Genomic DNA, 25,307 nt, shown 5'->3' on the forward strand with positions numbered 1-25,307 from the left:
TGAACACCTCAATTCACCGGGTCTATCTTCCTCATCAACAGTGACTTATCTTGCAGGAGAGGTGCGGGAGAGGTCAGGAGAGGTTCATCTCCGGGTAAAATAGTTGAAACGTAAGAATGCTTGTGGCATCTGTGGCATCAACAGAGACTGGATTATAAAGAGATGCTTGACTTTCCCAGAACCGAGGAATCAACCGGACTTCACGGCGCGAAGACGATTCGATTTGGAGAGTTCGAGGCTGAGCTCCAAACGGGGCAGCTATGGAAGTCAGGAAGCCGAGTCAAGCTTCAGGATCAGCCCTTCAGGGTGTTGCAGGTTCTGCTGCAGCGCCCCGGTACGCTAGTCACCCGTGAAGAGCTGCAGTCTCAAATCTGGCCGGAGGAAAACTTCGGCGACTTCGATCATGCAGTGAATGTTGCGGTCGCAAAACTTCGCACGGCTCTGGGAGACTCGGCCGAGAATCCCTCGTTTATTGAGACAGTTCCTCGCCGCGGATACCGCTTTATCGCGGAGGTCGAGGATTCCCCTGAAGACCCGTTACTCGCGAAGACCGATGTCTCAGCGGCTGGCACTCCCTTCAGACCAAACAAGGTGCTCCTGGTACTTCTTGCCGTTATTGTTGTGGGCAGCCTGGTTGGCGTCGGTGTCTTGCTTGGAAGCGGGGGAGGTCGATCCCAACCGCCTGATTTTCAACGCCTGACATCTCGGCACGGTACTGTCTACGCCGCAAGGTTCGCCCCTGATGGGCACAGCGTGATTTACTCGGCCTCCTGGGATGGCGCGCCCATCGAGATGTATTCGACCGACCTGAACTCAAACGGAGTTCGCAGCCTTGGCTTTTCTGCCACGGATCTGTTGGCGGTCTCTTCGTCTGGACAGATGGCAGTCCTTCAGTCGGCTAAACCTCGCTTTTTATGGGCCGTTCGTGGCACGCTCGGCCAGATGCCCCTTGCCGGTGGAGCGCCTCGTCAGATTGCGGAGAATGTTGAATGGGCCGACTGGGCTCCAGATGGAAAATCGATCGCCATTGTCCGCAATATGGCCGGCAAACAGCGCCTCGAATTTCCTGTGGGACATGTGCTCTATGAGACCGTTGGCTGGATAACCCATGTGCGGGTTTCTCCCAAAGGCGATCAGATTGCGTTTCTCGACCATCCGCGCTATCACGACGATGAGGGCGTCGTTTCGATGGTTGACCTGGCAGGGAACAGGAAGGTGCTTTCTACAGGATGGGAGAGTGAGGAAGGATTGGCGTGGGCGCCAGATGGGAAGGAAGTCTGGTTCACGGCGACTCAGTCCGGACTGCAGCGCCGTGTTTATGCTGTCAGTCTCTCCGGAAAGCTGCGCCAGGCCTTTCACGCACTGGGTGGGGTCACCTTACAGGACATCGCTCCTGACGGCAGGGTTCTCCTTACCCATGATGAACAGCGCTCCGGCATTATGGGACTGGCTCCGGGGGCCACCCGGGAGCGAGATCTCTCCTGGCTGGATTGGTCGATTCCGGTGGCGCTCTCGGCTGACGGCAATCTTCTCTTATTTGACGAGCAGGGACAGCAGACCGGATCGACCTATACCGTCGCTACGCGCGATCTTAAGGGATCGGCCCCCATCGCCCTTGGGGAGGGTATGGCTGGCGATCTATCGCCCGACGGAAAATGGGCGGTATCGATTGTTTCCTATACCCAACTGATGCTCTTGCCGACTGGACCGGGAACTGCCCAGAGAATCGAACGCGGCGATATTCAGCAATACGGACATTCCGTTCACTGGATGCCTGACGGCAAGCAAATCGTATTCTCTGGAAACCAGGCTGACCACGAAGCTCGATGCTTTCTTCAGAATATCGGGGATGACAAAGACCGTCCGCTCACGCCGGAAGGCATCAGTTCCTGTACCGTTTCCGCTGACGGCAAACTCATTGTTGGCAGTGATCCTGATGGGAACGAGGCTGCGCTGTATCCAATCGATGGCGGAGCCTCTCGTCCTATTCCGGGCCTGTTAGCAGGAGAAAGCTATGCCTGGACCTCTGATCCTCACTTCCTCTATGTCTATCAACCTAATCAATTACCGATGAAGCTTTATCGGTTGAATGTTGAGAACGGACAACGGCAGTTGTTTCGGGAGATGACGAAGGATGAGGTGGGAGTTTGCGATTTCTCTCATCTTTATCTAAGTGCGGATGGCCGGAGCTACATCTACGGATACTCGCGGCTGCTCTCCGATCTTTACCTGGTCAATGGGCTGAAATAAATACAGTTAAATCATCTGGAATATTTGTAGCTGCGATTCTTCGCTTGCTTGCGATAGTTGTCTGACAAGACAGGATGCCGCTACAAGCGGCGCGTCCGTTGTTCCGTAGTTGCTGCGGGTGTGCAAGACGTAGCGACAGAGATGGTGGGAGAATAGGGACATGATTACGCCCGATGAGTTGAACCAAATCCCAATCTTTGCGTGTTTGGACGAGGCTGAGCGGCAGAGGTTCGCCAATAAAGCTGCCGATGTGCACCTGAAGTCTGGAGAATGGCTCATTCGCGAAGGAGACGTACCCTATTTCTATGTCCTTCTCGAGGGTGAACTTGTTCTGGTGAAGGACGTTCTGGGACAGTCGCGCGAATTTCATAAATATCAGGCTGGAGAGTTCTTCGGAGAGGTTCCGATTCTGATGGGCGCTCCCGCCTTTGTGTCCGTCCAGGCAAAGTCCTGGTGTCGTATTGCGCGATTTGACCGCCAACAGTTGCAGGAGTTGATTCGCGATTCGGCGGCATGCAGCGCCATCATTCTCCAGACCATGAATCAGCGTCTGGCCAATGTGCAACAGTGGGTCAAGGATACGCCCTCCTCACGCGTGTTCATCGTGGGTTCGCAGTTCGATACCGACTGCCGCGACATTCGTACGTTTCTTTCGATGAACCGCATTCCGTATGAGTGGGTAGACCGCGAAAGCGAGCCTGAGCGGGTTCCTGTGTGCATACCGGCAGATCTGAACGGCCCGGCGGTGGTGATCGATAAGGCGTTCTGCGTAGGCCAGTCGCCAACGGTGCGCAAGGTAGCGGATGCCCTGGGTATCCGCACGAGACCTACGCGAGAGGACTACGAAGTCGTTGTGGTTGGCGGCGGTCCGGCTGGTCTGGCGGCTGCGGTGTACGGCGCCTCTGAAGGCTTGTGTGTTCTGCTCATCGAACGCAATGCCGCAGGCGGACAGGCTGGTACCTCCTCGCGTATCGAGAACTATCTCGGATTTCCGAACGGCATCTCGGGTGATGACTTGAGCGAGCGTGCGCTGCGGCAGGCAGGACGCTTTGGCGCGGAGATGGTGCTGACTCGTGATGTGCAGAACGTCGAGCCGATGACGGGTGGCTATTGTGTGGAGATGGATGGCGGCGACCGCGTGATGACGAAGACCGTGATCCTGGCGACCGGCGTTGACTGGCGCAGGTTGGAGGCAGAGGGTATCGACCGCCTGCTGGGCCGCGGCGTGCTCTACGGTGCGGCGCGCACCGAGTCACCGACTGTGATCGGCAAAGACATCTTCATTGTTGGTGGTGGCAACTCCGCAGGACAGGCGGCGATGTTCTTCTCCAACTATGCCAACTCGGTAACAATCCTGGTACGCGGAGCTGGGCTCGAACTCAGCATGTCGCAGTACCTCATCGAACAGCTTGCGAGCAAGAAGAACATTACCGTGGAGCCGTTCACGCAAGTCATGTCCGTTGGCGGCGAAGATCATCTGGAGACGATCTGCACCAGCACCCGTGGGGCCGAACCTCAAGCACGCCGTGCGGACGCGCTCTTTGTCATGATAGGAGCCGATGCCAACACCGACTGGCTGCCCAGGAATCTGCAGCGCGACGAGCGCGGGTTCATCTGCACCGGCCGGGATCTGATGGATCTGCCGAATTGGAACGGCAAGCGCGCGCCATTCCTGCTGGAGACCAATCTCCCAGGCTTTTTCTGTGCTGGCGACGTGAGGCATGACTCCATCAAGCGCGTATCGAGCGGTGTGGGTGAGGGAAGTATGGCGATTGCGTTCGTCCACCAGTATCTGGCTCTGCAACAGAAAGAGATGGCACAGGTCTAAGAACCTGTTTACGAACTGCGTTCTGTCTGTTGCTTTTCGGAGTAGCAGCGGCCTTTAGGCCGCGGGAACAGGGTAAATATTTCTTGGGCTTTAGCCCTGGGCTCTTTGTTGGCACAAGCAAGAGGCCCAAGGCTAAAGCCCTTTCTTGCCGAGTCTTTTCCCGCGGCCTAAAGGCCGCTGCTACTCCGAAAAACAAAAGCAACCGCGACAACGAAAAACAAGAGATAAATGTGAATTTTCGATAGGTCTAAGAAGCAACGGCAGGAACTATCGTAAGTTGTTATACAAGTTCTTGAGGATGCACGATGCCGCTGCTGCAGCCATTCCGCTCACTCACTTCTATGCAGCGCCGAGCGTTTACGGCGTGCTTTCTTGGCTGGACGCTCGACGCCTTCGACTTCTTTATCCTTACGTACTGTCTCGATTCGGTCGCCTCGGCGTACCACGTCAATCTTGAGACGGTGGCTTACAGCCTTACGTGGACGCTCTGCATGCGTCCAGTCGGTGCGCTGCTCTTCGGCCTGCTGGCGGAACGGTTTGGCCGCCGTCCCACGCTGATGCTCAACATCATCTGCTTCTCGGTCTTTGAAGTGGCTTCAGCGTTCGCGCCTACGTTCCACATCTTTCTCATCACGCGGGCACTGTTCGGAATTGCCATGGGAGGCGAGTGGGGCGTCGGCGCGGCGCTTGCCCTGGAGACACTTCCCAATAACAATCGTGGCTTCTTCTCCGGAATTCTGCAGGAAGGCTATGTGACCGGGAACCTGCTGGCTGCGGCCGTCTATGGTTTGGTCTTTCCGCATCTGCATGGACACGGATACCTCTCCAACTGGCGCGTGCTGTTCCTGTTGGGCGCACTGCCTTCGTTGCTGGTCTTCTACATCCGCTCGGGGGTGGAAGAGTCGCCGGCCTGGGAAGCGAGCCGCCGAAAGTCTCTCGGCGCCACTCCGCACTCACTCGGCTCAACCTTCCGTCAGATCGTGGCGCATCTGCCGTTGTTTCTCTTCCTGACCCTGCTAATGACGTTTCTTTTGTCCTTCAGCCACGGCACGCAGGACCTGTATCCGACGTTCCTGAAGCACGATCATCATCTGACGCCGCAGACGACCTCTGTCGTGGCAATCGTCGGCAACATAGGTGCGTTGCTGGGAGGCATCTGCTGTGGCACGCTCTCTGAACGCTTTGGCCGCCGTCGCACCATCATCATCGCGGCGCTGCTCGCCATCCCTGTGATTCCGCTCTGGGCCTGGAGCCACACGGCGGTGATGCTGGCCCTGGGCGGCTTTGCGATGCAGTTCATGGTGCAGGGAGCCTGGGGTGTCATCCCCGTTCATCTGAATGAGCTTGCTCCGGCGCAGGTGCGAGCGCTCTTTCCAGGCTTGGCATACCAGCTGGGCAATCTTCTTTCTTCCCAGAACAGCCATTTTCAGGCCCTGTTCGCCGCCCGTTTTTTCGGTGGCCGGCTGACCCCGATTATGGCTCTGACCGTGCTATTTGTTGCCCTGACTGTCGCTTTAACGACGGGACTGGGCCGAGAGGCCAAAGGCGCTGACTTGTCTTCTGTCTAATGCATCTGCTCTTATAGTGGGTCGAGCCTAAGTCGGCGCAGGCGCACCTTTAAGGGCGGCTGAGTTGACTGAATCTCGCGGGAGCGTTCCATGTCTGTTGCCGTCATCCCCAGTCTTCCCAAAAAGCTTCGGGTTGCTGAACCGTTTCTCATCCAGCAGGATTGGGCTGCCTATACGCCGGAGCAGCATGGCATCTGGCGCGAACTCGTGTTGCGCCGCATGCCGCAGCTGGAACAGCATGCCTGCGCGGAGTACCTCGAGGGCTTCCATCAGATTGGCTTGCAGGCGGACCAACTGCCCGATCTCACTGCGGTGAGCAAGCGCCTGCAACCGCGTACGGGCTGGCAGTCTACTCCGGTCAGCGGATTTCTGCCCGCCGATGCCTTCTTCGAGATGCTCGCCGCGCGCATGTTTCCGACGACCACCTGGATCCGCAGCCGCGAGTCGATGGAGTACACCCCGGAGCCCGACATCTTTCACGACGTCTTCGGCCACGTGCCGATGCATGCACACCCTGTCTTTGGGGACTTTCTGGAGCACTACGGCAAGATCTGTGCGGCGTCGAAGAGCCCGGACGTCCTGGAGCGTCTGGGGCGGCTCTTCTGGTACACCGTGGAATTCGGCGTCATTCGCGAGCGCGGCGAGATCAAGGTCTATGGCAGTGGTCTGATCTCGTCGCATGGCGAATGCACGCATGTCATCGAGCGTGGCGCAGGTCTGGAGATTCGTGATTTCAATCTCGACCAGGTGCTGGAGGAGAAGGTCGACAGCGGCAACATGCAGAAGGTGTTGTACGCGATTGAGTCGTTCGACCAGATATACGAGGCGACCAAGGAAGCGGAGTCACGGCTGGGGTAGAGGGCTTTACCTGGTTGCCAAAAGTTGCTTCCATCGGCCATTCCCGATACGCTTGTGGAGTGAGCTTTCCACGCATCGCTGCCTGTTGTCTTTGCCCCGGCACCGGGGCGTCGATCACGGCTGCTCGATGAGGAGCGCAGACTGACGATTTCCAAGTGCCCACGAAACAATTCGTGGGCCTTTTGCTTTGATTCCTGAACTGGAGAACCAACTTGAGCGACGCCGCACCCACCGCGACCCCCGTAGCCGCGGCTAAAGAGACCAAAGCGCAGAAGGTCGAACGCCTGAAGCGCGAGAAGAACCCCTGGGATGCCTGGGATGAGGTGCGGCAGTTTGCCCGCGAAGGCCGCGCCAGCGTGCTGCCGGAGTGGACTGGGATCTACTTCAAGTGGTGGGGCGTCTACACGCAGGGCGATGGCCTTGGCGTAACCGGTGGCGCTGCCGGCGAAGGTAAGGCGAGCGAGTACTTCATGATGCGCATCGGCCTTCCGAATGGCCTGCTGACGGCGCATCAGCTCCATGTCATCGCCGACATCACCGCGAAGTATGCTCGCGGCATCGCCGACATTACGACGCGCCAGAACATTCAATTGCACTGGCTCACGATTGAGTCCCTGCCCGAGGTCGTAGACGCGCTTACCAAGATTGGACTTTCACCCAAGGGCGCTTGCGGTGATGTTGTGCGTAATGTCACAGGCTGCCCGCTCGCCGGTCTCGATGGTCATGAGCTGCTTGACGCCTCTCCGCTAGCGGTTGAGATCGCGCAGAAGCTGACGGCGAATCCCGAGTTCTACAACCTGCCCCGCAAGTTCAAGATCTCTGTCACCGGGTGCCCCATCTGGTGCAGCTACCCGGAGATCAACGACGTAGCCCTCACTGCCTTGAAACGTGTGAAAGACGGCAAGGAAGAGATCGGCTACAGCCTGCGCGTTGGCGGCGGCCTTTCCACCGAGCCGCACCTCGCTGTGCGCCTGAATGCGTTTATCCCGCAGGACAAGGCCTATGACGCCGTCAAGGCCGTCTGCGAGATCTTCCGCGAGCAGGAAGCGTTGCGCGAGAACCGCACCCGCGCTCGCATCAAGTACCTCTTCATGAAGCATGGCTGGACCGCGGAGACGATGCTTGCTGCCGTCGAGGAGAAGCTCGGCTTCAAGTTCGATCCAGCCGACGAAGGCCCCATCGCCGATGACCTCTATCGCGATCACGTCGGTGTGTATCGTCAGAGGCAGGAGGGGCTGAGCTACGTTGGCGCAACCGTTCTGAATGGACGTTTGACCCCGGAACAGCTGCATGCCCTCGCGTCACTAAGCGAGACCTATGGCGACGGTCATCTGCGCGCCACGATTGGCCAGAACATCGTGCTGGTCAACATTCCGAACGCGAAGACCCAGGAGCTGGTGACGGAGATCACGGCGCTTGGCCTGCAGGTTGCGCCGACGGTCTTCTATCGCGGAGCGGTTGCCTGCACGGGCACCGAGTTCTGCAAGCTGGCGATCTCCGAGACCAAGGGCTTTGCGAAGTGGCTTGTCGGCGAGATGGAAGAGCGCCTGCCCGAGTTCGATCAACAGTTGCGGTTGCACGTCACCGGCTGCACGAATAGCTGTGGCCAGAGCTGGATCGCAGATCTCGGCCTGGAGGGCAAGAAGATCAAGAAGGATGGCAAGCTGGTCGATGCCTTCTACTTCTGCGTCGGCGGTGCTGTGGGTGAGCATGCGGGGATCGCACGCCAGATCGGCTATCGCGCTGCGGCTGAAGATTGCCCCGAGGCCATCGAGCGTCTGCTGCGCGGATATCTCTCTACGCGCACGGAGGGTGAGAATCTGCGCAGCTACTTCCGCCGCACCAGCGATGAAGATCTACGCGCGTCGTTGAATGGCGCGGTCGTTGCTGCTGTGGAGCGTGATCCTGCGCCAGGCCGTGTTCCGGCCAGCGTAGGCTAAGGACACAACGATGAGTCTCTTTCCCATCTTTCTGAAGCTCACTGCAAGACCCTGCGTCGTTATCGGCGCAGGGTCTATCGCAGAGTCAAAGATTGAGAGCCTGCTGCAGTCTGAGGCGCACGTCACGGTGATAGCCCCCGAGGCGTTGCCGCGCGTTCAGCAGTGGGCTGAGTCGGGAGAGATCGTCTGGACCCAACGCGAGTATGCGCCGGGAGATCTGGCGGGATCGTTCCTCGTTGTTGCTGCTACGGCGACGCCTGCGGTCAATCGTGCCGTCTTTGCCGAGGCCAACGCCGCCGATATTCTTTGCAATGCGGTCGACGATCCGCCGTTCTGCGATTTTTATTTCCCCTCGGTCGTTCGGCGCGGCGAGTTGCAGATTGCCATCTCGACAGCAGGTGAAAGCCCCGCGCTCGCGCAGCGGCTGCGTAAGGAGATCAACGCACAGTTGCCGCTGGACACGGGCGAGTGGCTGCAGGAGCTTGGCCGCCTGCGTCGCGAGGTTACGGCAGTCGAACCCATCGGCGAGCCGCGCAAGCTGCTACTGCATGAGCTCGCGCAGCGCGAGGCCTGCGGGTACGACGAATGCCCATCCCGCATGCGAGCACGGCAGCACGCACGCGAGCACGGCTTCCTTCCCGTAGAGGAGCCTACGCGATGACCAAAGCGGTGCAGGGAACTGTCTATCTTGTCGGTGCTGGGCCGGGCGATCCGGAGCTGCTGACGCTACGCGCATTGCGTCTGCTCGAGTCTGCCGATGTGGTCTTCCACGACGATCTTGTGCCGGATGAAGTGCTGGCCCTTGTGCATCGGCACGCGCTGATTACAAGCGTTGGCAAGCGTTGCGGACGCCCACGCATTACGCAGGCTGGAATCCATGCGCTGATGATCGACTCTGCGCGCGTGGGACAGTCCGTCGTGCGGCTCAAGAGCGGCGATCCGCTGGTCTTTGGCCGTGCCGGAGAAGAGATTGCCGCGTTGCGCTCCGCGCAGATTCCCTTTGAAGTTGTGCCGGGCGTCACTGCAGCCTTTGCCGCAGGTGCGGCCCTGTCGCTTCCGCTCACCGATCGCAAGAGCGCGTCCAAGCTGATCTTCTGCACAGGACACCATGCAGCGGATAAGACAGACGCCACGCCGATCTGGGCCGGACAGGTGCCGGAAGACGCAACGCTCGTCATCTACATGCCCGGCCGCGATACAGCTCGCATCGCAGGCGAACTTGCCTCAGCGGGCGTTGCATCGGACATGCCTTGTTGTGCCATCTCGCAGGCGGCGACTTCGCAGCAGAGCCATGCTGCATGCAGGCTGTCGGAGTTTGGGGAGCTACCCTGCGGACCCGCTCCTCTGCTGCTGCTGATCGGCCGCGCGATGGAGTCGTTGCTGGAACGGAAAGAGGAGAAATCAGAGAACCAAGAACAGCTTCATCGGCTGATCTCTGTTCTCTGATCTCTCCTCTCTGTTTTCTTACTTGGCGGCCTCAGCAGGAGCAGGCGGTTTGGTGAGCGGTGCGGTGATCTCGTCGAGGTAGTCCTTCGCGTCATCGGCACGCACCATTACCGGATACCGTTCGCCATCGTGGTAGTCCACGTCAACCTGTTTGATATAGCTTTCGGATTGCATGAGAAAGTGAATCGGTTCCGTGTTCGACTTGGCGTTGGCCAGCACTTCATGCAGCACGTCCGCGCTTAGAACGCGTCCATTGACAGCGACCAGCTTCTGCCCAGGAGCGAGTTTGGCCTTGTCCGCAGGGCTGCCCCAGCGCACGTCGTAGATGATCCCGTCGCTGCTAAGCGTAACGCCAAGCGAATACCAAAGGTTGGGGCCGCCCGAGCCACGCCGCGAGGCCATCATGGCCACATACGACTCTGACGGGTGGTCCTGGTAGACCAGCTTGTAACCGCCCCGTGTGATTCCATCGAGGTCCGCATGCGGGTTGATAAGGTCGACGCGCTCATGCAGGAAGCCAGCCCAGTCGTACTTCACTACCTCATTGAGGTCGGCGATAAGCTCAACGCGATTGTAGGGCACGATCAGTGGGCCGGTGTTGCCACCTTTGCCGAGGAAGATGTGCAGGAAGTCGGTGAGGGACTTCTGGTCGTTGGTCAGCTCGCGGATCTTGGTGTCGGCGTCGAGCCACAGCAGTTCGCCTTCCTGGTAGTAGTCCTGGCCACGGCGCCAGTTGGACCACGCAGGGCCGTCGCTGCGCAGGATGCTGGCGGCGACGGCGGTGTCGTCGGTGGGACGCCACTCGCGGCCCGACCGGTAATCCAGTTGTGCGGCGGAGGCGGCGAGCATGTCGCGATAGGCCGCCTGAGACTTGAGGCCGGAACGCGTCGCGAGCACATTGCCGAGATACTGCGTCATGCCCTCATAGACCCAGAGCAACTCGCCCTGCTGCATGGTGGCGAAGTCCCGCTGGTAGAGTTTGTCCGGGCGGCGATATTTGCCGTTCCAGCTGTGCGTGAACTCGTGCGACAGCAGATCGGATTCAGCCAGCTGGCGCTGCTGGCTGGCAAAGCCCATCTCCCCTACGCCGTTATCCGACGACTGGCCATGCTCGAGCCCTTCTCCGCCAGTGATGTCGGAGAGCGTCAGCAGGAAGTGGTAGACGTTGTAGTGGCGAGAGTTGTAGGCAGCCCCAGCCTCACGAACCAAATTGGATATCTCGTTGAGGAGTTCGGGACGCAGGTTTGAGTCGTTGGGCTCATCGGACACGACGTCGATGTAGTGCTTCGGCGTAACCTCGGGAGCGAGTGCGAACTCGTGGAAGTATTCCCCGGCGATTACAGGCGAATCTTCAAGTTGTTCTACCGTAGTTGCTTGGAACTCTGTGGTTCCACCGGTTTTGGCGTTGGGATCATAGCTTCCGGTGGGCTGCAGAGCGGTGCCGATGCCCCAGCCGGCAGGGACGACTACGCTGGGCTGGATAGCGATCTTCGCTACCGGGATATGCGCGGGATAGAGCAGGAGTTTCTCCCACTCGAGCACGGCGATCTTGTCATCGGCGCGCGAGGTGACGATGCAATCCAGGTGTGCATGCAGCGTGGTCACATCCTTCGGGACGTCGACGTGGAACTCGTAGAGGTCAACGTCGTCTCGACGCCAGGGAAGGGTCTTCCCGTTGGCCGTGAAGACGACTCCGGTAATGTCCTCAACCGGGCCGGTGGGGCGATGGTTGCCGGGGATCCACTCGGGAGTGGTGAAGGTATTGGGGCCGGGCTTTACGGGCAGATCGATCTCTGCGTGGTAGAGCTTGCGTGGCGCCTCCGTTAGGTCGGCGGTGATGCGGATGGGTGCCTGGGCGAACGCGGGCAGCGCCAGGCCGAAGACGGACGCAAGGAGCAAGGTCCTGTTAAGCATCGTGCGGGTGATCCTCTCTAAGATCCGGTGTTAGACAGAATACGTAATTTGACCCAGTTGGGACGCAGATCTCCGCCTAGTTGGCGAGGGCCTCTTCAATGGCGCTGACAATACGGGGATCGCTGGGCGGCATGTCGGGAGCAAAGCGGGCGAGCACCGTGCCGTCGCGGCCGACGACGAACTTTTCGAAGTTCCAAAGGACTGCGGGCAGCGATGCTGGTTCGGGCAGTCCCTGGGATTTGAGATAGCCCGCGATATTGCCACGGAAGCCGGCGTCGTTGACGACATGCTCAGGGGCGGCGGAGGTCAACTCGCGATAGAGCGGGTGCTGCTCGGGGCCGGTGACGGTGATCTTGGAGAAGATGGGGAAGGTGACAGGGTAGTCCGTCGAGCAGAACTTGGCGATCTCCTGATTGGAGCCTGGTTCCTGGCCGGCAAAGTCGTTCGCAGGGAAGCCGAGCACGACAAGACCCTTGTCTTTGAACTGCTGGTAGAGCGTTTCGAGATCGGTGTACTGCGGCGTGAGGCCGCAGCGCGAGGCTACGTTCACGATGAGCAGGGCCTTGCCGGAGTAATCGGCGAGTGTGGCGGGGGAGCCGGAGAGCGTCGTCAGCGGAAGATCGTAAAGGGTCGGCATGTACAAGAATTATCGCCGAACGTGCCCATTGCCCCCAAATAGGGGCTTCAAAGTCAGCCAATACTCCGGGAAACCTATAGAAGTCATAAAAGTTTGCAGGAATATTGACAGCATGACGTAGGATATTTATCGGTGCGCCCTGCGGGCGCCCGAGGTTTTGCGAGGCATGAGCATTTTTGATGTCCTGTTTGGAAAACCGTTAGCGACCAGTGCCGAACACGATGAGCACATTGGCGTAGCGGCGGGAGTCCCGATCTTTGGGCTCGATGGTCTTACCAGCGCGGCCTATGGCCCGGAAGCTGCCATGACCCTGCTGATCCCCCTGGGCTTCTGGGGTGTGTATCACTACTTGCTGCCGATTTTTGGATGCATCCTCACCCTGCTGACGATTCTTTATTTTAGTTACCGGCAGACAATTCAGGCCTATCCCAATGGTGGCGGGTCATTTACCGTTGCCAGCGAGAACCTCGGCGATCATGCCGGACTGTTGGCGGCCGCGGCGCTGATGATCGACTACATTCTGACTGCGGCTGTGGGTATCTCGGCCGGTGTTACAGCGCTGGTGAGTGCTGTTCCGCGGCTGCATCCGCACCAATTATTGCTTTGTCTAGTGATCCTATCGATCATTGCAATCATCAACATGCGTGGCGTTAAGGAGACAGGCGCCGTCTTTATGACGCCGACGTTCCTGTTTGTGGGGACGCTGCTTGCGACCATCGGCGCGGGTGTATATCACGCGCTGACATCGGGCGGGCATCCACATGCGCTGAGTGCGCCGCCGCCGCCGGTTGCCAATCCGCTGCACACCCTGACACCCCTGTTGATGATGTGGCTGCTCATGAAAGCCTTCTCCAACGGCTGCGCGGCGATGACCGGTGTTGAGGCTGTGTCGAACGGTGTGACGGCGTTCAAGGAACCGCGGTCGGGCAATGCAAACCGGACGCTGACCGTAATCATCGCGATCCTGATCGTACTGCTGTTTGGGCTCTCCTATGTGGCGCGCGCGTACGGTGTGACGGCGATGGATCCGGATGCTAGTAACTTCCAGAGCGTGCTCTCGATCGAGGTGGCAGCGGTATTTGGGCGCGGGTGGTTCTACTTCCTGACGATGGGTGGCGTGCTAGCGGCGCTCTCGTTCAGTGCGAATACGGCATTTGCCGACTTTCCGCGCATGGCGCGAGCGATCGCGGGGAAAGATTACCTGCCGCATGTATTCCTGCTGAAAGGCCGCAGGCTGCTGTTCTCACATGGCATCTATGCCCTGACCGGATTTACGGCTCTGATTCTGATCCTGTTCAACGGTGTCACGGACAGGCTGATTCCGCTCTACGCTATCGGCGCATTCCTGGCGTTTACGTTAAGCCAGGCCGGCATGGTAAAGCACTGGCACAAGACAACGGATGCGCCGCACCGGCACGTGAAGATGTTTGTCAACGGGCTGGGGTCGGTGGCGACGGGGATTTCGCTGCTCATCATTCTGGTGACCAAGTTCATGTACGGTGCCTGGGTGACGGCGCTGCTGGTACCGTTCCTGATCGTTCTCATGTTGATGGTGAAGCGCCACTACGTGCGCGTGAAGGGCGAGACAGAGGACCCGACACCGCTGCGGTTGACCGGCCTGGAGCCGCCCATCGTTGTCATTCCGATGGCGCGCTGGGACAAGATCACCGAGAAGGCGATGCGCTTCGGCATGCTCATGAGCCCCATCGTGAAGGTGGTTCACGTGGACTCGGACGATACCGATGCTCTGGGCTGCGTATGGGACACCATGGTGATCAAGCCGGTACGCGAACACAACATGGCCGAGCCGGAGTTGGTCACCGTGAAGAGCAGCTATCGTACGATCATCTCGCCGCTGATGGACTATGTACTGAAACTGGAAGATGAGAATCCCGGACGCAAGATTGCAGTGCTGCTGCCGGAGCTTGTGGTGCGTCACTGGTGGGAGAACCTGCTGCACAATCAGCGCGTTCAACTGCTCAAGCTGCTGCTCCTGCTGAAGGGCAACCAGCGCATCGTGGTGGTGAATATTCCCTGGTATCTGTAGGTCGCAGAACAAGCACAAAAGTCATCGAAACCACGGAACCGGGTGCCCCATCCTTTCGCGCTTTTTGCGAAAGGGTGGGGTATCGCTGCAGAGCGAGACACAAACATTCGCATCGCGCTCTGCGTCAGGGGTATCGTTTGCGGTAGCAAACGACCGTTTTCCTCTGCTCTCTCACTGCCGCTACTCGAGCCAAAGGCAAATGCCTTAGCTTAGCGACCGCAACCGTGCAACCGCCGCAGGAATAACCTCAAGCGCACGGTCAATCTCTTCAGCAGTAGTAAAGCGCGAGAGCGAGAGCCGCAGGCTGGAGCGCGCCTCTGCGGGGCTTAGGCCCATTGCCAGCAACACGTGCGAGGGCTCTGTCGCGCCGGACTGGCAAGCCGCACCAAAGCTCGCCGCAACCCCCTGAATATCGAGCGCGATGAGCAGGGCTTCGGCATCGATGCCGGTGATGCGCAAGTTCGTAGTGTTAGGAACACGCGGGGCTTCTCCTGCGTTGAGGGCCACATCAGGGATGCTTGCGATCAAGCCTTGTTCCAGGCGGTCGCGGAGAGCTTTGAGGCTGCTTGCATCGAGTTGCGAGTTCAACCACTCATGAGCCAACTCGGCAGCGCGGCCAAGGCCGACGATGCCGGGGACGTTCTCCGTACCGGCGCGTCGCTGACGTTCGTGCGGGCCACCGTGGAAGAGTGGCGCAAGTTGCACCCCTTTGCGCACGAAGAGAACGCCGGTACCTTGCGGCGCATACATCTTGTGGCCGGAGAGCGAGAGCATGTCCACGTTCTTGAACTCGCCGGAGAGATCGAGCGTGAGCTTGGCTGCGCCCTGGACCGCATCGGTATGCACGAGTGCACCATGCGCCTTTGCAATACGCGCAAGCTTGCCGACCGACTGGATCGCGCCAGTCTCGTTATTCGCAAGCATCACCGAGACCAGTTTCGTATGCGGCTTCAGTGCGGCTTCTAGCTCTGCGGGGTCGATGACGCCCTCGCGTGTCGGGGCGAGATAGGTCACTTCGATGCCGCGTCGTTCGAGCGACTCGGCAGTGTAGAGCACAGCGTGATGCTCGATGCTGGTCGTGATGAGGTGCGCTGGTTCTTTCCTGTCGAGGTAAGGTTGCAGAACGCCGGAGAGCGCGAGGTTATCGCTCTCGGTGCCGCCGGAGGTGAAGACGAGTTCCTTAGGGGGTGCATTCAGGAGTCTGGCGACGGAGGCGCGAGCATGCTCTACCGCCGAGCGCGTGCGCTGGCCGGACTGGTGCGCGGAACTGGGATTGCCGAAGCTCTCCGACCAGAACGGACGCATGGCCTCGATGACCTCGGGCAGAAGCGGGGTGGTGGCGTTGGCGTCGAGGTAGATGCGCGGCATGAATTGATTTTAGAGCGGTCTCGCGCTCGATCGTTAGTTTCGCTGCGCGGAGACCTTAGAGCGGCATCCTTGTTAGGATGGTGGCGCTCTAAAAACGACAATAGAGCCGGCGAAGGAGACGGAATGCGATTGCGAATAGTTGTAGCAGGAATCGTTTTAGGGATATGTACGTTGTCAGCAATGGCGCAGGCAAACATGGGAACAGCGGCTGCGAAGTCCGCTGTAGGGGCGACGACGGAGCCGTCGAAGGCGTTGGACGACATGCTGAATGTCTTTGAACAGGATGTCATGGGCGTAGTCAAAGCAATGCCGGCGGAGAAGTACAGCTTCGCGCCGAGTGCGGCGATCTTCGCTCCCACACAGACAGCAAAGTTCGATACGGTGCGGACGTTTGCCCAGCAGGCAATCCATCTGACGGAAGCAAACTACTTCTTCTATGGTGCGGTGAGCGGCGTCAAGCCGGACGTCGACAGGAAGGCGCTGGATGCGATGACCAAGAAGGAAGATATCGTCGCCGCACTGGCTGCATCCTTCGTCTTCGCCCACAAGGCGATTGCTACGATCACCCCGGAGAATGCGTTTGTGACGATCAAAGGCGCGGACGGACTGCAGACCCGCGCAACGGTAGCAGCCTTCGGAGTCGCGCACGGATACGACCACTATGGACAGCTGGTGGAGTACCTGCGGATGAACGGAATTGTGCCGCCTGGAAGCAAGTAGCAGAGCAGCGTGAAGAGGATAGAGTGTAGAGGATAGAGAAGGCAGATCTTTTCTCTACACTCTATCCTCTGTTCTGAGAGCCTGTTCATGATGTAGTTACTAGCGGGTTGGTGCGATTGGCAGGACATTTTCTGCATGAGGAAGAACATGTCCTGAAGCGATGTAAACCGTGAGCCGTTCGATCTTGTTCGTCCCTCGGTGATCACCTTAAACCGGCTACTTTGGTCGCGTGACGGGGAGGCCGGCTGCGAGATCGTCGTCAAAACCGATCGCGCGGAAGAAGCTTGCACTTGCACTCCTATTCCACAATTCCGTCTGCGGGTGATACTTCTCCTTTTTCTACACGGCGAGTCCATGCTTTCCAACCCGGATGCATCGTCTCAAGCTTGTCGAGGACCTGATCCCCGCTCAACTTGGGACCATCCCCAGGAAAGTCTCGTCGTACTTTTGTGAGAAAGCCGATTCCTTGCTCTCGATAAACTTCGATTACGCGCTCTTCAAACGTGAATTCGTACCAGCCATAGTTCTGTGGGTATCTCGATGAAAGCTCAGCGTACCGAGACTCAAAATCTCGCAAAGAGGTGAAGGGATGCGGCGCAGCGAGGCCTGATTTCCAGAATATCTCGTTGCCGAGGAGTTGATCCGGATGGTGTTCTTTCAAGTAGGCGTATCCGATATAGCTTGCCAGGAACTCATTGAACCAATTAACTTGGGCGTTGATTCCGACTTGGTTGATTATGGAGTGTCCGACTTCGTGAGCGCCGATTCCATCGCCAGCTTGAAACTGAATCGTTCTCCACGAGACACCTCGTTCCCGCACACGTTGCTGGATGGCTGAATCTGCGTTGCTCTCTTGCGGCATGGGAAGGGCTGTTACTTCGTGCCAGTCAAGCGGCATGACGAATACCCAAGGCTTCGAATCGCTCATCGACGGCATACCGTATGGCTCATCGCCCGAAACTGTCGGCCACTGTCTCGCGTTCAGCACAGCCAGAGTGACAGGAGCAAACGTGTAATCGAATACCTTGCTATAAAAGGCGAGTTCTCCTGAGAGTAGGGCCTGAAGGGAGCGTGCCCTTGAAGCCCCATGAGGACTGTAATAAGCCGGGAGATCTCCGTGAATCAACGCAAGCTGGAGCCTGTCGATTGCCGCAATGCGGTTCCTCCCGTCAGACTGACCAGACACATCTACAGCCGGGCGATCATTCTGTGCTGCCAGTCCATTTGGGATCAAGAGTAAGAAAAAAGCAAGAACAAGAAGTAGATATATCAGATTCGATCTATTGCTCAACGTGAAATCCTTTCGGCTGCACAACCTGGTCCGTGACCTGGACTTATGCCGCCGCGTGAATCGATGCCAAAACCTGTTCAATGATAGTGGATGAAGGGGGGTGGGAATGTAAGACCGCCGCCTCTCGATCCTCACTGCCAGCGATATCGACGATCTGTTTGATTGCCCAGATTCACCGACGAAGACCGACGGCGACTTGTAGATTTCAAAGCCAAGCAGCGGCTTCTTTTGTCTATGAGCAGGAAGTCGTCCTGGAAGATCCGTGCCATCTTGTCGCGCGCAGTTTCCTGGGCATGGATCCGGCGCGCGACAAGACGCCTCGCACTACCACTCAAAAGATCCTGAACAGGCCTTAAGCGCTGGGCTTGGCCGGCCACGGCTGAGTCTGCGAGGTGCGCTTCTCCATCGGGATATAGGGCGCGGGCCACGTGGGGCCGGTGTAGTCGGCGCGCGGACGGATCAGGCGGTTGTCGTCGTGCTGCTCGATCACGTGCGCACACCATCCCGAGATGCGGCTGATAGCGAAGATTGGCGTGAAGAGATCGATGTCGATGCCCAGCGTCGTATAGGTGCTGGCGGAGTAGAAATCGACGTTGGCGTTGAGCTTCTTCTCCTCTTTTACGAAGAGCTCAATCTGGCGGGACATCTCATACCACTTGGGATTGGCATCTTTGCCGAGGTCTTCCGACATCTTGCGGAGATGCGTGGCGCGCGGGTCTTCGGTTGTGTAGACGCGGTGCCCGAAGCCGGAGATCTTCTCCTTGTTCTCGAGCATCTTGCGGACGTGCTCGACGGGATCTTCGCCGGCCTTGTCAATGTCGTAGAGCAGGTGCATGACGGCTTCGTTGGCTCCGCCGTGCAGCGGCCCCTTGAGGGCGCCGATAGCGCCGGTGATGGCCGAATGCAGATCGGACAAGGTTGCTGCAATCACGCGCGCGGCAAAGGTGCTGGCGTTGAGCTCGTGGTCGGCATGCAGAATCAGCGCAACATCGAGCGCCTTGGTGGCTGTCTCGGAGGGCTTTTCACCGGTGAGCATCCACAGGAAGTTGGCAGCGTGGGAGAGCGAGGTGTCCGGCTTGATGATCTCCTTGCCCTTGCGGATGCGATCGAAGATAGCCACGATCATCGCGATCTGCGCGGTCAGGCGAAAGCTCTTGCGGACATTCGCAGTGTGCAGGACGGATTTCTCATCGGCATCGTAGATGGAGAGCAGCGACACTGTGGTGCGCAGAACCTCCATGGGCGAGGCGGTCTTTGGGACGCTGCGTAGAAACGCGATCACGTCGTCGGGGATCTGCCGTGCCGCCGCGAGCTGATGGGAAAAGTCGTTGAGTTCGGCTGCGGTGGGGAGAGCGCCGTTCCACAGAAGATAGGTGATCTCTTCAAAGCTGGACTTCTCCGCCAGCTCGTGAATGTCGATTCCACGATAGGAGAGGATGCCCTTGCCTCCATCGATAAAGCAGATGGAGGACTCATTGGCGACGACGTCTTGCAAACCTTTGGGTGCAGCGGTGGACATAAGTGCGCTCTCCGAGCTACAGCGGTTTCGGTTTAGATATTTACAGGGGCGAAAGCCGTTTGTGTGGTTTTCTTCCAGGAAAACCACCTTCACAATCTCCGGGTGCAACGAGTAAAACCGAAACCGCTCAAAATTCAACAGCGTGACTGATTATCAAACCGCGTGGATTCGGTTGTCACGGAGGATGAGCGAATATCGACTAGTGTGTTCGATTTGGCTAGGCAGTGTCGAAACGAGCGGGGGAGAAGGGCGCCACATCGATCGCAGAGGATTTGCCTTCGATGAGATCGGCCATGATGGTTGCGGTGGCAGGGGCCAGCAGTATGCCGTTGCGAAAGTGACCGGTCGCGATGAACTGACCAGGCGAGAGAGAGCCAAGCAGCGGCAGGCTGTCGGCGGTTGCGGGGCGGAGTCCTGCCCAGGCTTCGACCTGCGGAGCAGTTGTTTCATCGGCAAGCTGAGGCAGAAGCTCCGCCGCCAGTGTGCGCAGGTGGGCAAGGCCAACTGGATGAACCACCGTGTCGAATCCGGCATCTTCGACAGTGGCTCCGATGAGAGCCGTTCCTGCCTGCGGCCCTTGTGTGCGCGGCACGACGTAGATGTGCTCGCTGCGGTGGACCTCGCATAGCGGAAGCGTGGCAGGTAACTGAACGCGGAGCATCTGCCCCTTTGCAGGGCGAACCTGTGGATGAGCCCATGCGCCTTGTGTGTGAATGATTTTGTCAGGAGTGAATGTGCCGTTATTGGTCTCTGCGTGTAACTGCGCCTGATTGTCTTCCGTGACGAAGCGAAGTTCGGTGTGCTCGCGCAGGTCGATGGACGTAGCGCGAACGGCAGCGAGAAGCGCGGCTGCAAGTTGACGTGGATCAACCGAATGCTCGGCGAGCTGTTGGGTGCTGCCATCGGGCATGTACTGGATCGTGGTGTCGGTCTGGAAGGGCACCGAGAGCCCGGAGAGAGACTCGATGCGCTGCAGAAACGCCGGATAAAGGGAGAGGCTGAAATGCGAAAACGGCAGCAGCGCAGGAGGGTTGTGAGGGTCTTTGGCCGCTAACATGCCTGCAGCGGCGGTGGAGGCATGCTGTAGCGCTGTATTTCGTTCCAGTACAGTCACTTGAAAACCGCGCGTTTGGAGCTCTAAGGCGAGCGAAAGCCCAATAATTCCCGCTCCAGCGATCATAATTTCAGGTTTTGGTCGTAATTTTGCGTCCATCGGCATCCTATTTTAGCTATAACGCGTCCATCTCTTTTAGCGTTTCAGACTTAGGGTCGTAAGCGCGGAAAAACAAGGAGCGTCGAATGAACGAGAACGATCGCGAGTATGTTGAAAAAACGTCTGCGCCGGGCTGGCTGACGGGCATAGCTGTTGCAGGTATTGTACTGGCTTTGGGATCACTGGGCTGGAGCTTTGGTCTTCAGAACAACCTCAAGTCTGAACAGCAGAAGCTAGATGCCGCCAACCAGCAGAACACCGCATTGTCCCAGCGTTTAGATGAAACAAACGAGCGGATGCGCGCACAGGCACAGACCCTGGGTCAAAGCGTAGGTCTCACCCAGAAACAGTTAGAAGATAAATCCAACCAGTTGATCGCGGCTCAAAGAACAGCATCCGCTACAACTGCTCGGCTGCAGAGGGAACAGGCTGCGACTGCGAAGCAGGTAGGTGATGTACAAACAGACGTCTCAGGCGTGAAGACCGATGTCGGCGGAGTGAAGACCGATGTTGCGACAACGCAGGCGGACCTCGCGCAGACCAAGACGCAGTTGACGCGTGTGATGGGTGACTCCGGTGTGATGAGCGGGTTGATTGCGACCAATCATGATGAACTGGAAGAGTTGAAGCATCGTGGTGATCGTAACTACTACGAGTTCACTCTGCAGAAGGGCGCTCCCGCGCAGAACGTAGGAACCATCAAGGTGCAGTTGAAGAAAGTCGACCCGAAGCGCTCCAAGTACACGCTCGCGGTTAGTTCAGACGACAAGAGCATTGAGAAGAAGGACAAGAATCTCGACGAGCCGGTGCAATTCTACTCAGGCAAGCAGCCGGCGCTGTTTGAGATCGTCGTGAATAACATCAGCAAGGGCCAGGTAACGGGTTATCTGAGCACACCAAAAGGTGCGCCAGCCCCGATTTCTGTTCCGTAACTTGCTCCGTAGTTGCAACAAAGGCCGCGCATTCCATGCGCGGCTTTTTTGCGTCAGAGCAGAACCCCTATAGGTATGCCCAAAGGCAATCATTTGGACGGCGCTTTTCCCCAAAAAAAGCGCCACTCCTAAGCTCTTTCCGGGGGCCAGTAATAGGGGTTCTGCTCTAGGGAATGGTGATCGTCTGCGGCGCCTGATGCGCGAGGTGAACCGTCAGTATTGCGGACTTGCGCGCCTTCCAGTCCTTTTCCGTGAGGCCAGGAAAGTGCAGCAGCACGGTCCCTTCAACCGAACCTCCGGGCGCGATCTGCGTCTGCCCATCGAGAGGATGCGACATCATCGGCGTGAGCGCGGGAAAGCTCTCTTCGATGCGCGCGAGATCCGCAGCGCCGGGTGCGGTGGTGTCGAGTGTTTCATTGTCCGATGTCGTGTACGTTGAGGTCACGGTGTCGATGAAGATCGGAAGCCGCAGCTTGTTCTCGATATGCACCGTCCCGACGACGTAGAGGTCGTCTTCGGTGTGCGCACCCTGGCCGATCACGTGCACACCGCCGCTCTCCGCGTTGAAGGTGGTGTGCGCGGCATACACCTGCACCTTGGGGACACTGAGTTCAGCCGTCTTGCGTGGATTCAGATAGAAGACAGCCACAGCGATGACAACGAGGATCGCCAGTGCGATCAGGATTGCCTTCAACGGACTGCGCTCTGGTGCGGGACCAAGGTTGAGGTCAGACATAGTAAGAACAGGATAGCGTGCTCACGCCCATCAAGGCCGTGGCCGTAGTGTGGCGAGGAACCGGTCGACCGGCTGCGTGTTGATAAGGTCCTGCGCGCTAAGCCAGGCGCGGCGCAGTTGAACGATCCCATGGTCGATCTGGTCGAGGTCGCTGATAGTGTGCGCGTCGGTGTTCACGATCAGCTTGCAGCCCTGTTCTTTCGCAAGCCGAAGGTTGAGATCCGAAAGATCCGAGCGTGCCGGCGCGGCGTTGTGTTCGACCGCGACACCGAGCCGTGCGGCAACAGGAAGAAGCTGCGCGAGGTCGATCTTGTAGGGCTCGCGCTGCAGCACCTTGCGTCCGGTGGGATGGCCAAGGATCTGCACAAAGGGATTCTCCGTAGCGCGAAGAACGCGTGCGGTCATCTCTTCCTGTGTCTGGTTGAAACCCGAGTGAACGCTGGCAATCACAATGTCGAGTTGCGCGAGCGTGGCATCTTCGAGATCAAGTGCGCCGTCCAGCAGAATATCGACCTCAACGCCGGCAAGAATGCGAAAGGGAACTGTAGGCTCCGCAGTGTTTGGTTCTTTGTCCTTCAACCGCCGTTTGTAATGCTCCCACTGTGGTCCACGCTTACCCGCGAACTCTTCGGCGAGCTCAGTTGACACCGCACGAATGCGTTGCGCATGGGCCAGCGCGCGCGCGTCGTCCATGCCATTAGTCATGGCGAGGTTCTTCGAGTGGTCGGTAATGGCAATGTATTCCAGGCCGCGTGCAATTGCGGCCTCCGCCATCTCGCGGATGCTGTTGCTGCCGTCCGACTCCGTGGTGTGCATATGCAGGTCGCCGCGCAGATCGCTGCGGACGATGAGGTGCGGCAGCGTGTGTTTCTCCGCGGCTTCCAGTTCGCCGCAGTTCTCGCGGAGCTCGGGCGGAATGTATTCGAGGTCGAGCGCGTTGTAGATCTCCTGCTCGGTCGCAGCCGCAACGATCACATTGTCCTCGAGCCGCAGAAGCGCATATTCGCTGAGCGTAAGCCCGCGCTTGATCGCACGCTGGCGCAGCGCGACGTTGTGGTGCTTGGAGCCTGTGAAGTACTGCAATGCGGCGCCGTAGCTGGCACGCGGCAGCAGCCGCACGTCAACCTGCAGGCCATTGCGCAGCGTGAAGCTGACCTTGTTCTGGCCTTTGGCGAGCAGCTTGTCGATGAGCGGTAGCGAAGCCACATGCTCAACGGCTGCGGCTACGACATCGGTTTCGCACGCTGGCCCGGTAACCAGTAGGTCGAGGTCTCCGCAAGTCTCGCGGCCGCGGCGCAGGCTGCCCGCAGGAGTAATCGTTTCTATGCCGGGAAACTGGCGGATGAGCTCGCTGATGCGCTCGGCGTGTTCGCGGGCCACGTCGATACGGAAGCGCGAAGCATTGCGGCGATGGTCTTCGATGCCCTTGAGCAGCTTGTCGGTGAACTTCTGCCCCAGCCGCGGCAGAGGCAGCAGGTCGCCGCGCTTGGCCGCCGCTTCCAGCGCATCGATATCCGAGATCTGCAGCGCGGAGTAGAGCATCGCCACCGTCTTAGGGCCCATGCCGGGAAGGCGCAGAAGTTCAAGCATCGTAGGGCGATACTTCTGCAGCAGCTCCTCGCGCAGAGGCATAGTGCCTGTGGCGACCAGGTCTCGAATGTTCTGCGCCATACCTTTACCGATGCCTGGAATCGCGAGCAAGGCCTTGGGGTCGGCATCCGGCGTAGCGAGTGTGGCTAGTTGGGTGGTTTGCTGCTCTACGGCCTCAGCCGCGCGGCGGTAGGAGCGAATGCGGAACGGGTCGGCGGCATCGATTTCGAGCAATGCGGCGGTTTCATCGAGCAAGCGTGCGAGCGTGATGTTGTCCATAAGAGAACCAGAGGCCCGGGGGCCGCATCGATTGTAGATGCTTGCGCCCGGGCCTCTGAAATTACAGAAAACTTCTGTAGGTGAAAGCCTCGGAAAAGTGTGCGGGATTGTGAGAAAAATTAGACGGTTTTGGTGCGAACGACCTGATCGGCCTGCGGACCCTTTGCTCCCTGAATGACGTCGAATTCAACCTCGTCGCCTTCTTTCAAGCTCTTGTACCCGTCTAACTGAATAGCGCTGTAGTGGACAAACACATCCGGACCGCTATCCCGTGCTAAAAACCCAAAACCCTTTGCATTGTTGAACCACTTAACCGTGCCCTTGTACTGTGCCATGAGGCCCTTCCCAAAAACGGAAAATGCGCTCCCCGCCTGAACGGAGAGATCGTACTGGTTTATATGCAAAATCGAGCCTTTGGGATGCCTGACGGAGGGCTTGGATTTCATTTCTAACTAATGGGAAATAGGGCATATTTGCTGTTTTCTGTCGCCCTGCCAACACAATGAAGCTTTTAACGCAGAAGGCGCAGAGAACACCACGAAATCCTCTGCGCCCTCCGCGTTTTCCTTCGCGCTCTCTGCGTCAAAGCTTTTGCTGTTGCCGGTTCTTCCGGTCTTCAGTTTGCGCGACGCAGCGAGTCATAAAACAGCACGCCGATCAACGTTTTTCCATCGACGATTTTCCCGGCATGAATAAGCCGCAGAACCTCCGAGAGCGGTGTCATATGCAGCTCGATCCGTTCGTCGTCTTCGGGCGTGGCTTCACCCAGCGTAAGGTCTTCCGCGAGCAGGATATTCATCGCCTCAGAGAGAAAGCCTGGGCTGGCGAAATAGCGGACGTACTTCGACCAGCGCTTGGCCCGGTAGCCGGTCTCTTCGATGAGTTCGCGTTTCCCTGCGGGGATAGGTTTTTCGCCCAGCTCGATGCGGCCCGCCGGCAACTCCAGCAGGATCTCGTCAGCAGCGTGGCGATACTGGCGGATAAGCAGGATATTGGGATCGGCAGGGTTGGTCTTGGTGTCTACGGCCAGGATAACGACCGAGCCATTATGGCGGATGACGTCGCGTGTGGCACGAACGCCACCTGGCTCGGCTACGTCATCGGAGGTGACAGAAAATATCCTGCCCTTGTAGACGACCTTCGACGAGAGTGTACGGGCTTTGCCGGAGAG

20 protein-coding genes are annotated in these 25,307 nt (G+C 58.5%); 10 read left to right on the plus strand and 10 right to left on the minus strand.

The genetic code is table 11. The features are described from left to right. Window positions 1-162: 162 nt before the first annotated feature. The 7 genes from GSQ91_RS00215 (at window position 163) to cobA (ending at window position 9,890) form a co-directional block, all read left to right on the plus strand. A complete protein-coding gene (locus GSQ91_RS00215) occupies window positions 163-2,250 on the plus strand; it encodes a winged helix-turn-helix domain-containing protein (RefSeq protein ID WP_158819240.1) in 2,088 nt (695 codons plus the stop codon). A gap of 160 nt (window positions 2,251-2,410) precedes the next feature. Continuing rightward, window positions 2,411-4,078, plus strand: coding sequence for an FAD-dependent oxidoreductase (locus GSQ91_RS00220; RefSeq protein WP_158819241.1), 1,668 nt, complete (start codon window positions 2,411-2,413; stop codon window positions 4,076-4,078). A 305-nt stretch (window positions 4,079-4,383) separates the two neighbouring features. Beyond that, on the plus strand, window positions 4,384-5,646 hold the full coding sequence (locus tag GSQ91_RS00225) for an MFS transporter (RefSeq protein ID WP_158819242.1): 1,263 nt from the start codon (window positions 4,384-4,386) through the stop codon (window positions 5,644-5,646). 90 nt (window positions 5,647-5,736) lie between these two features. Continuing rightward, complete coding sequence (locus GSQ91_RS00230) at window positions 5,737-6,504, plus strand: phenylalanine 4-monooxygenase (RefSeq protein ID WP_158819243.1); 768 nt, start codon at window positions 5,737-5,739, stop codon at window positions 6,502-6,504. A 212-nt stretch (window positions 6,505-6,716) separates the two neighbouring features. Continuing rightward, entirely contained in the window at window positions 6,717-8,444 is a 1,728-nt protein-coding gene (gene cobG, locus GSQ91_RS00235; protein ID WP_158819244.1) for a precorrin-3B synthase, read from the plus strand. A 10-nt stretch (window positions 8,445-8,454) separates the two neighbouring features. Next, the gene (locus GSQ91_RS00240) at window positions 8,455-9,105 is read left to right on the plus strand and encodes a bifunctional precorrin-2 dehydrogenase/sirohydrochlorin ferrochelatase (RefSeq protein ID WP_158819245.1); all 651 of its coding nucleotides are present in this window, start codon (window positions 8,455-8,457) and stop codon (window positions 9,103-9,105) included. Beyond that, the gene (gene cobA / locus GSQ91_RS00245; protein WP_158819246.1) at window positions 9,102-9,890 is read left to right on the plus strand and encodes a uroporphyrinogen-III C-methyltransferase; all 789 of its coding nucleotides are present in this window, start codon (window positions 9,102-9,104) and stop codon (window positions 9,888-9,890) included. The genes GSQ91_RS00240 and cobA overlap by 4 nt, the downstream gene beginning before the upstream one ends. Before the next feature lie 18 nt (window positions 9,891-9,908). On the opposite strand, the gene GSQ91_RS00250 is transcribed toward cobA, so the two are convergent. Together GSQ91_RS00250 and GSQ91_RS00255 are read right to left on the minus strand one after the other, a co-directional pair. Beyond that, the gene (locus tag GSQ91_RS00250) at window positions 9,909-11,804 is read right to left on the minus strand and encodes a M61 family peptidase (protein ID WP_158819247.1); all 1,896 of its coding nucleotides are present in this window, start codon (window positions 11,802-11,804) and stop codon (window positions 9,909-9,911) included. Window positions 11,805-11,880: 76 nt separating this feature from the next. Next, window positions 11,881-12,441 carry a glutathione peroxidase gene (locus tag GSQ91_RS00255; RefSeq protein WP_158819248.1) on the minus strand — a complete coding sequence of 187 codons (561 nt, stop codon included), beginning with the start codon at window positions 12,439-12,441 and terminating at the stop codon, window positions 11,881-11,883. A gap of 166 nt (window positions 12,442-12,607) precedes the next feature. Here GSQ91_RS00255 and GSQ91_RS00260 point away from each other — a divergent pair, with 166 nt between their 5' ends. After that, complete coding sequence (locus GSQ91_RS00260) at window positions 12,608-14,488, plus strand: APC family permease (RefSeq protein ID WP_158819249.1); 1,881 nt, start codon at window positions 12,608-12,610, stop codon at window positions 14,486-14,488. Window positions 14,489-14,692: 204 nt separating this feature from the next. On the opposite strand, the gene GSQ91_RS00265 is transcribed toward GSQ91_RS00260, so the two are convergent. Then, window positions 14,693-15,856 carry a cysteine desulfurase family protein gene (locus tag GSQ91_RS00265; RefSeq protein WP_158819250.1) on the minus strand — a complete coding sequence of 388 codons (1,164 nt, stop codon included), beginning with the start codon at window positions 15,854-15,856 and terminating at the stop codon, window positions 14,693-14,695. A gap of 123 nt (window positions 15,857-15,979) precedes the next feature. On the opposite strand from GSQ91_RS00265, the gene GSQ91_RS00270 reads away from it, so the two are divergent. Beyond that, on the plus strand, window positions 15,980-16,576 hold the full coding sequence (locus GSQ91_RS00270; protein WP_158819251.1) for a DinB family protein: 597 nt from the start codon (window positions 15,980-15,982) through the stop codon (window positions 16,574-16,576). 298 nt (window positions 16,577-16,874) lie between these two features. On the opposite strand, the gene GSQ91_RS00275 is transcribed toward GSQ91_RS00270, so the two are convergent. From GSQ91_RS00275 to GSQ91_RS00285, 3 genes are all read right to left on the minus strand, one after another. Next, the gene (locus GSQ91_RS00275; RefSeq protein ID WP_158819252.1) at window positions 16,875-17,504 is read right to left on the minus strand and encodes a hypothetical protein; all 630 of its coding nucleotides are present in this window, start codon (window positions 17,502-17,504) and stop codon (window positions 16,875-16,877) included. A gap of 715 nt (window positions 17,505-18,219) precedes the next feature. Next, window positions 18,220-19,386, minus strand: a complete 1,167-nt coding sequence (locus GSQ91_RS00280) for a citrate synthase (RefSeq protein ID WP_158819253.1) — start codon at window positions 19,384-19,386, stop codon at window positions 18,220-18,222. 217 nt (window positions 19,387-19,603) lie between these two features. Continuing rightward, window positions 19,604-20,599, minus strand: a complete 996-nt coding sequence (locus GSQ91_RS00285; RefSeq protein ID WP_158819254.1) for an FAD-dependent oxidoreductase — start codon at window positions 20,597-20,599, stop codon at window positions 19,604-19,606. Between the two features lie 86 nt (window positions 20,600-20,685). Between GSQ91_RS00285 and GSQ91_RS00290 the strand changes: the two genes are divergently transcribed. Beyond that, the gene (locus GSQ91_RS00290; protein ID WP_158819255.1) at window positions 20,686-21,531 is read left to right on the plus strand and encodes a hypothetical protein; all 846 of its coding nucleotides are present in this window, start codon (window positions 20,686-20,688) and stop codon (window positions 21,529-21,531) included. 166 nt (window positions 21,532-21,697) lie between these two features. On the opposite strand, the gene GSQ91_RS00295 is transcribed toward GSQ91_RS00290, so the two are convergent. The 4 genes from GSQ91_RS00295 to GSQ91_RS00310 form a co-directional block, all read right to left on the minus strand. Beyond that, window positions 21,698-22,267: a hypothetical protein gene (locus tag GSQ91_RS00295; RefSeq protein WP_158819256.1), complete on the minus strand. Its 570-nt coding sequence runs from the start codon at window positions 22,265-22,267 to the stop codon at window positions 21,698-21,700. Between the two features lie 30 nt (window positions 22,268-22,297). Next, the gene (locus GSQ91_RS00300; RefSeq protein WP_158819257.1) at window positions 22,298-24,136 is read right to left on the minus strand and encodes a PHP domain-containing protein; all 1,839 of its coding nucleotides are present in this window, start codon (window positions 24,134-24,136) and stop codon (window positions 22,298-22,300) included. 119 nt (window positions 24,137-24,255) lie between these two features. Continuing rightward, a complete protein-coding gene (locus tag GSQ91_RS00305) occupies window positions 24,256-24,471 on the minus strand; it encodes a cold shock domain-containing protein (RefSeq protein ID WP_158819258.1) in 216 nt (71 codons plus the stop codon). A 281-nt stretch (window positions 24,472-24,752) separates the two neighbouring features. Beyond that, window positions 24,753-25,307, minus strand: a 555-nt coding sequence (locus GSQ91_RS00310; RefSeq protein ID WP_216845008.1) for an NUDIX hydrolase, incomplete at its 5' end; no start/stop codon positions are given.

Origin of the sequence: Granulicella sp. S156, assembly GCF_009766105.1 — a bacterium.
In the GTDB taxonomy this organism is placed as follows: domain Bacteria; phylum Acidobacteriota; class Terriglobia; order Terriglobales; family Acidobacteriaceae; genus Granulicella.

Bases quoted from the DNA above. Each gene is read 5' to 3' on its own strand.
- GSQ91_RS00215 (WP_158819240.1), top strand. From the start codon at position 163: ATGCTTGACTTTCCCAGAACCGAGGAATCAACCGGACTTCACGGCGCG.
- GSQ91_RS00220 (WP_158819241.1), top strand. From the start codon at position 2,411: ATGATTACGCCCGATGAGTTGAACCAAATCCCAATCTTTGCGTGTTTG.
- GSQ91_RS00225 (WP_158819242.1), top strand. From the start codon at position 4,384: ATGCCGCTGCTGCAGCCATTCCGCTCACTCACTTCTATGCAGCGCCGA.
- GSQ91_RS00230 (WP_158819243.1), top strand. From the start codon at position 5,737: ATGTCTGTTGCCGTCATCCCCAGTCTTCCCAAAAAGCTTCGGGTTGCT.
- GSQ91_RS00240 (WP_158819245.1), top strand. From the start codon at position 8,455: ATGAGTCTCTTTCCCATCTTTCTGAAGCTCACTGCAAGACCCTGCGTC.
- cobA (WP_158819246.1), top strand. From the start codon at position 9,102: ATGACCAAAGCGGTGCAGGGAACTGTCTATCTTGTCGGTGCTGGGCCG.
- GSQ91_RS00250 (WP_158819247.1), bottom strand. From the start codon at position 11,804: ATGCTTAACAGGACCTTGCTCCTTGCGTCCGTCTTCGGCCTGGCGCTG.
- GSQ91_RS00255 (WP_158819248.1), bottom strand. From the start codon at position 12,441: ATGCCGACCCTTTACGATCTTCCGCTGACGACGCTCTCCGGCTCCCCC.
- GSQ91_RS00260 (WP_158819249.1), top strand. From the start codon at position 12,608: ATGAGCATTTTTGATGTCCTGTTTGGAAAACCGTTAGCGACCAGTGCC.
- GSQ91_RS00265 (WP_158819250.1), bottom strand. From the start codon at position 15,856: ATGCCGCGCATCTACCTCGACGCCAACGCCACCACCCCGCTTCTGCCC.
- GSQ91_RS00270 (WP_158819251.1), top strand. From the start codon at position 15,980: ATGCGATTGCGAATAGTTGTAGCAGGAATCGTTTTAGGGATATGTACG.
- GSQ91_RS00275 (WP_158819252.1), bottom strand. From the start codon at position 17,504: ATGAGCGATTCGAAGCCTTGGGTATTCGTCATGCCGCTTGACTGGCAC.
- GSQ91_RS00280 (WP_158819253.1), bottom strand. From the start codon at position 19,386: ATGTCCACCGCTGCACCCAAAGGTTTGCAAGACGTCGTCGCCAATGAG.
- GSQ91_RS00285 (WP_158819254.1), bottom strand. From the start codon at position 20,599: ATGGACGCAAAATTACGACCAAAACCTGAAATTATGATCGCTGGAGCG.
- GSQ91_RS00290 (WP_158819255.1), top strand. From the start codon at position 20,686: ATGAACGAGAACGATCGCGAGTATGTTGAAAAAACGTCTGCGCCGGGC.
- GSQ91_RS00295 (WP_158819256.1), bottom strand. From the start codon at position 22,267: ATGTCTGACCTCAACCTTGGTCCCGCACCAGAGCGCAGTCCGTTGAAG.
- GSQ91_RS00300 (WP_158819257.1), bottom strand. From the start codon at position 24,136: ATGGACAACATCACGCTCGCACGCTTGCTCGATGAAACCGCCGCATTG.
- GSQ91_RS00305 (WP_158819258.1), bottom strand. From the start codon at position 24,471: ATGGCACAGTACAAGGGCACGGTTAAGTGGTTCAACAATGCAAAGGGT.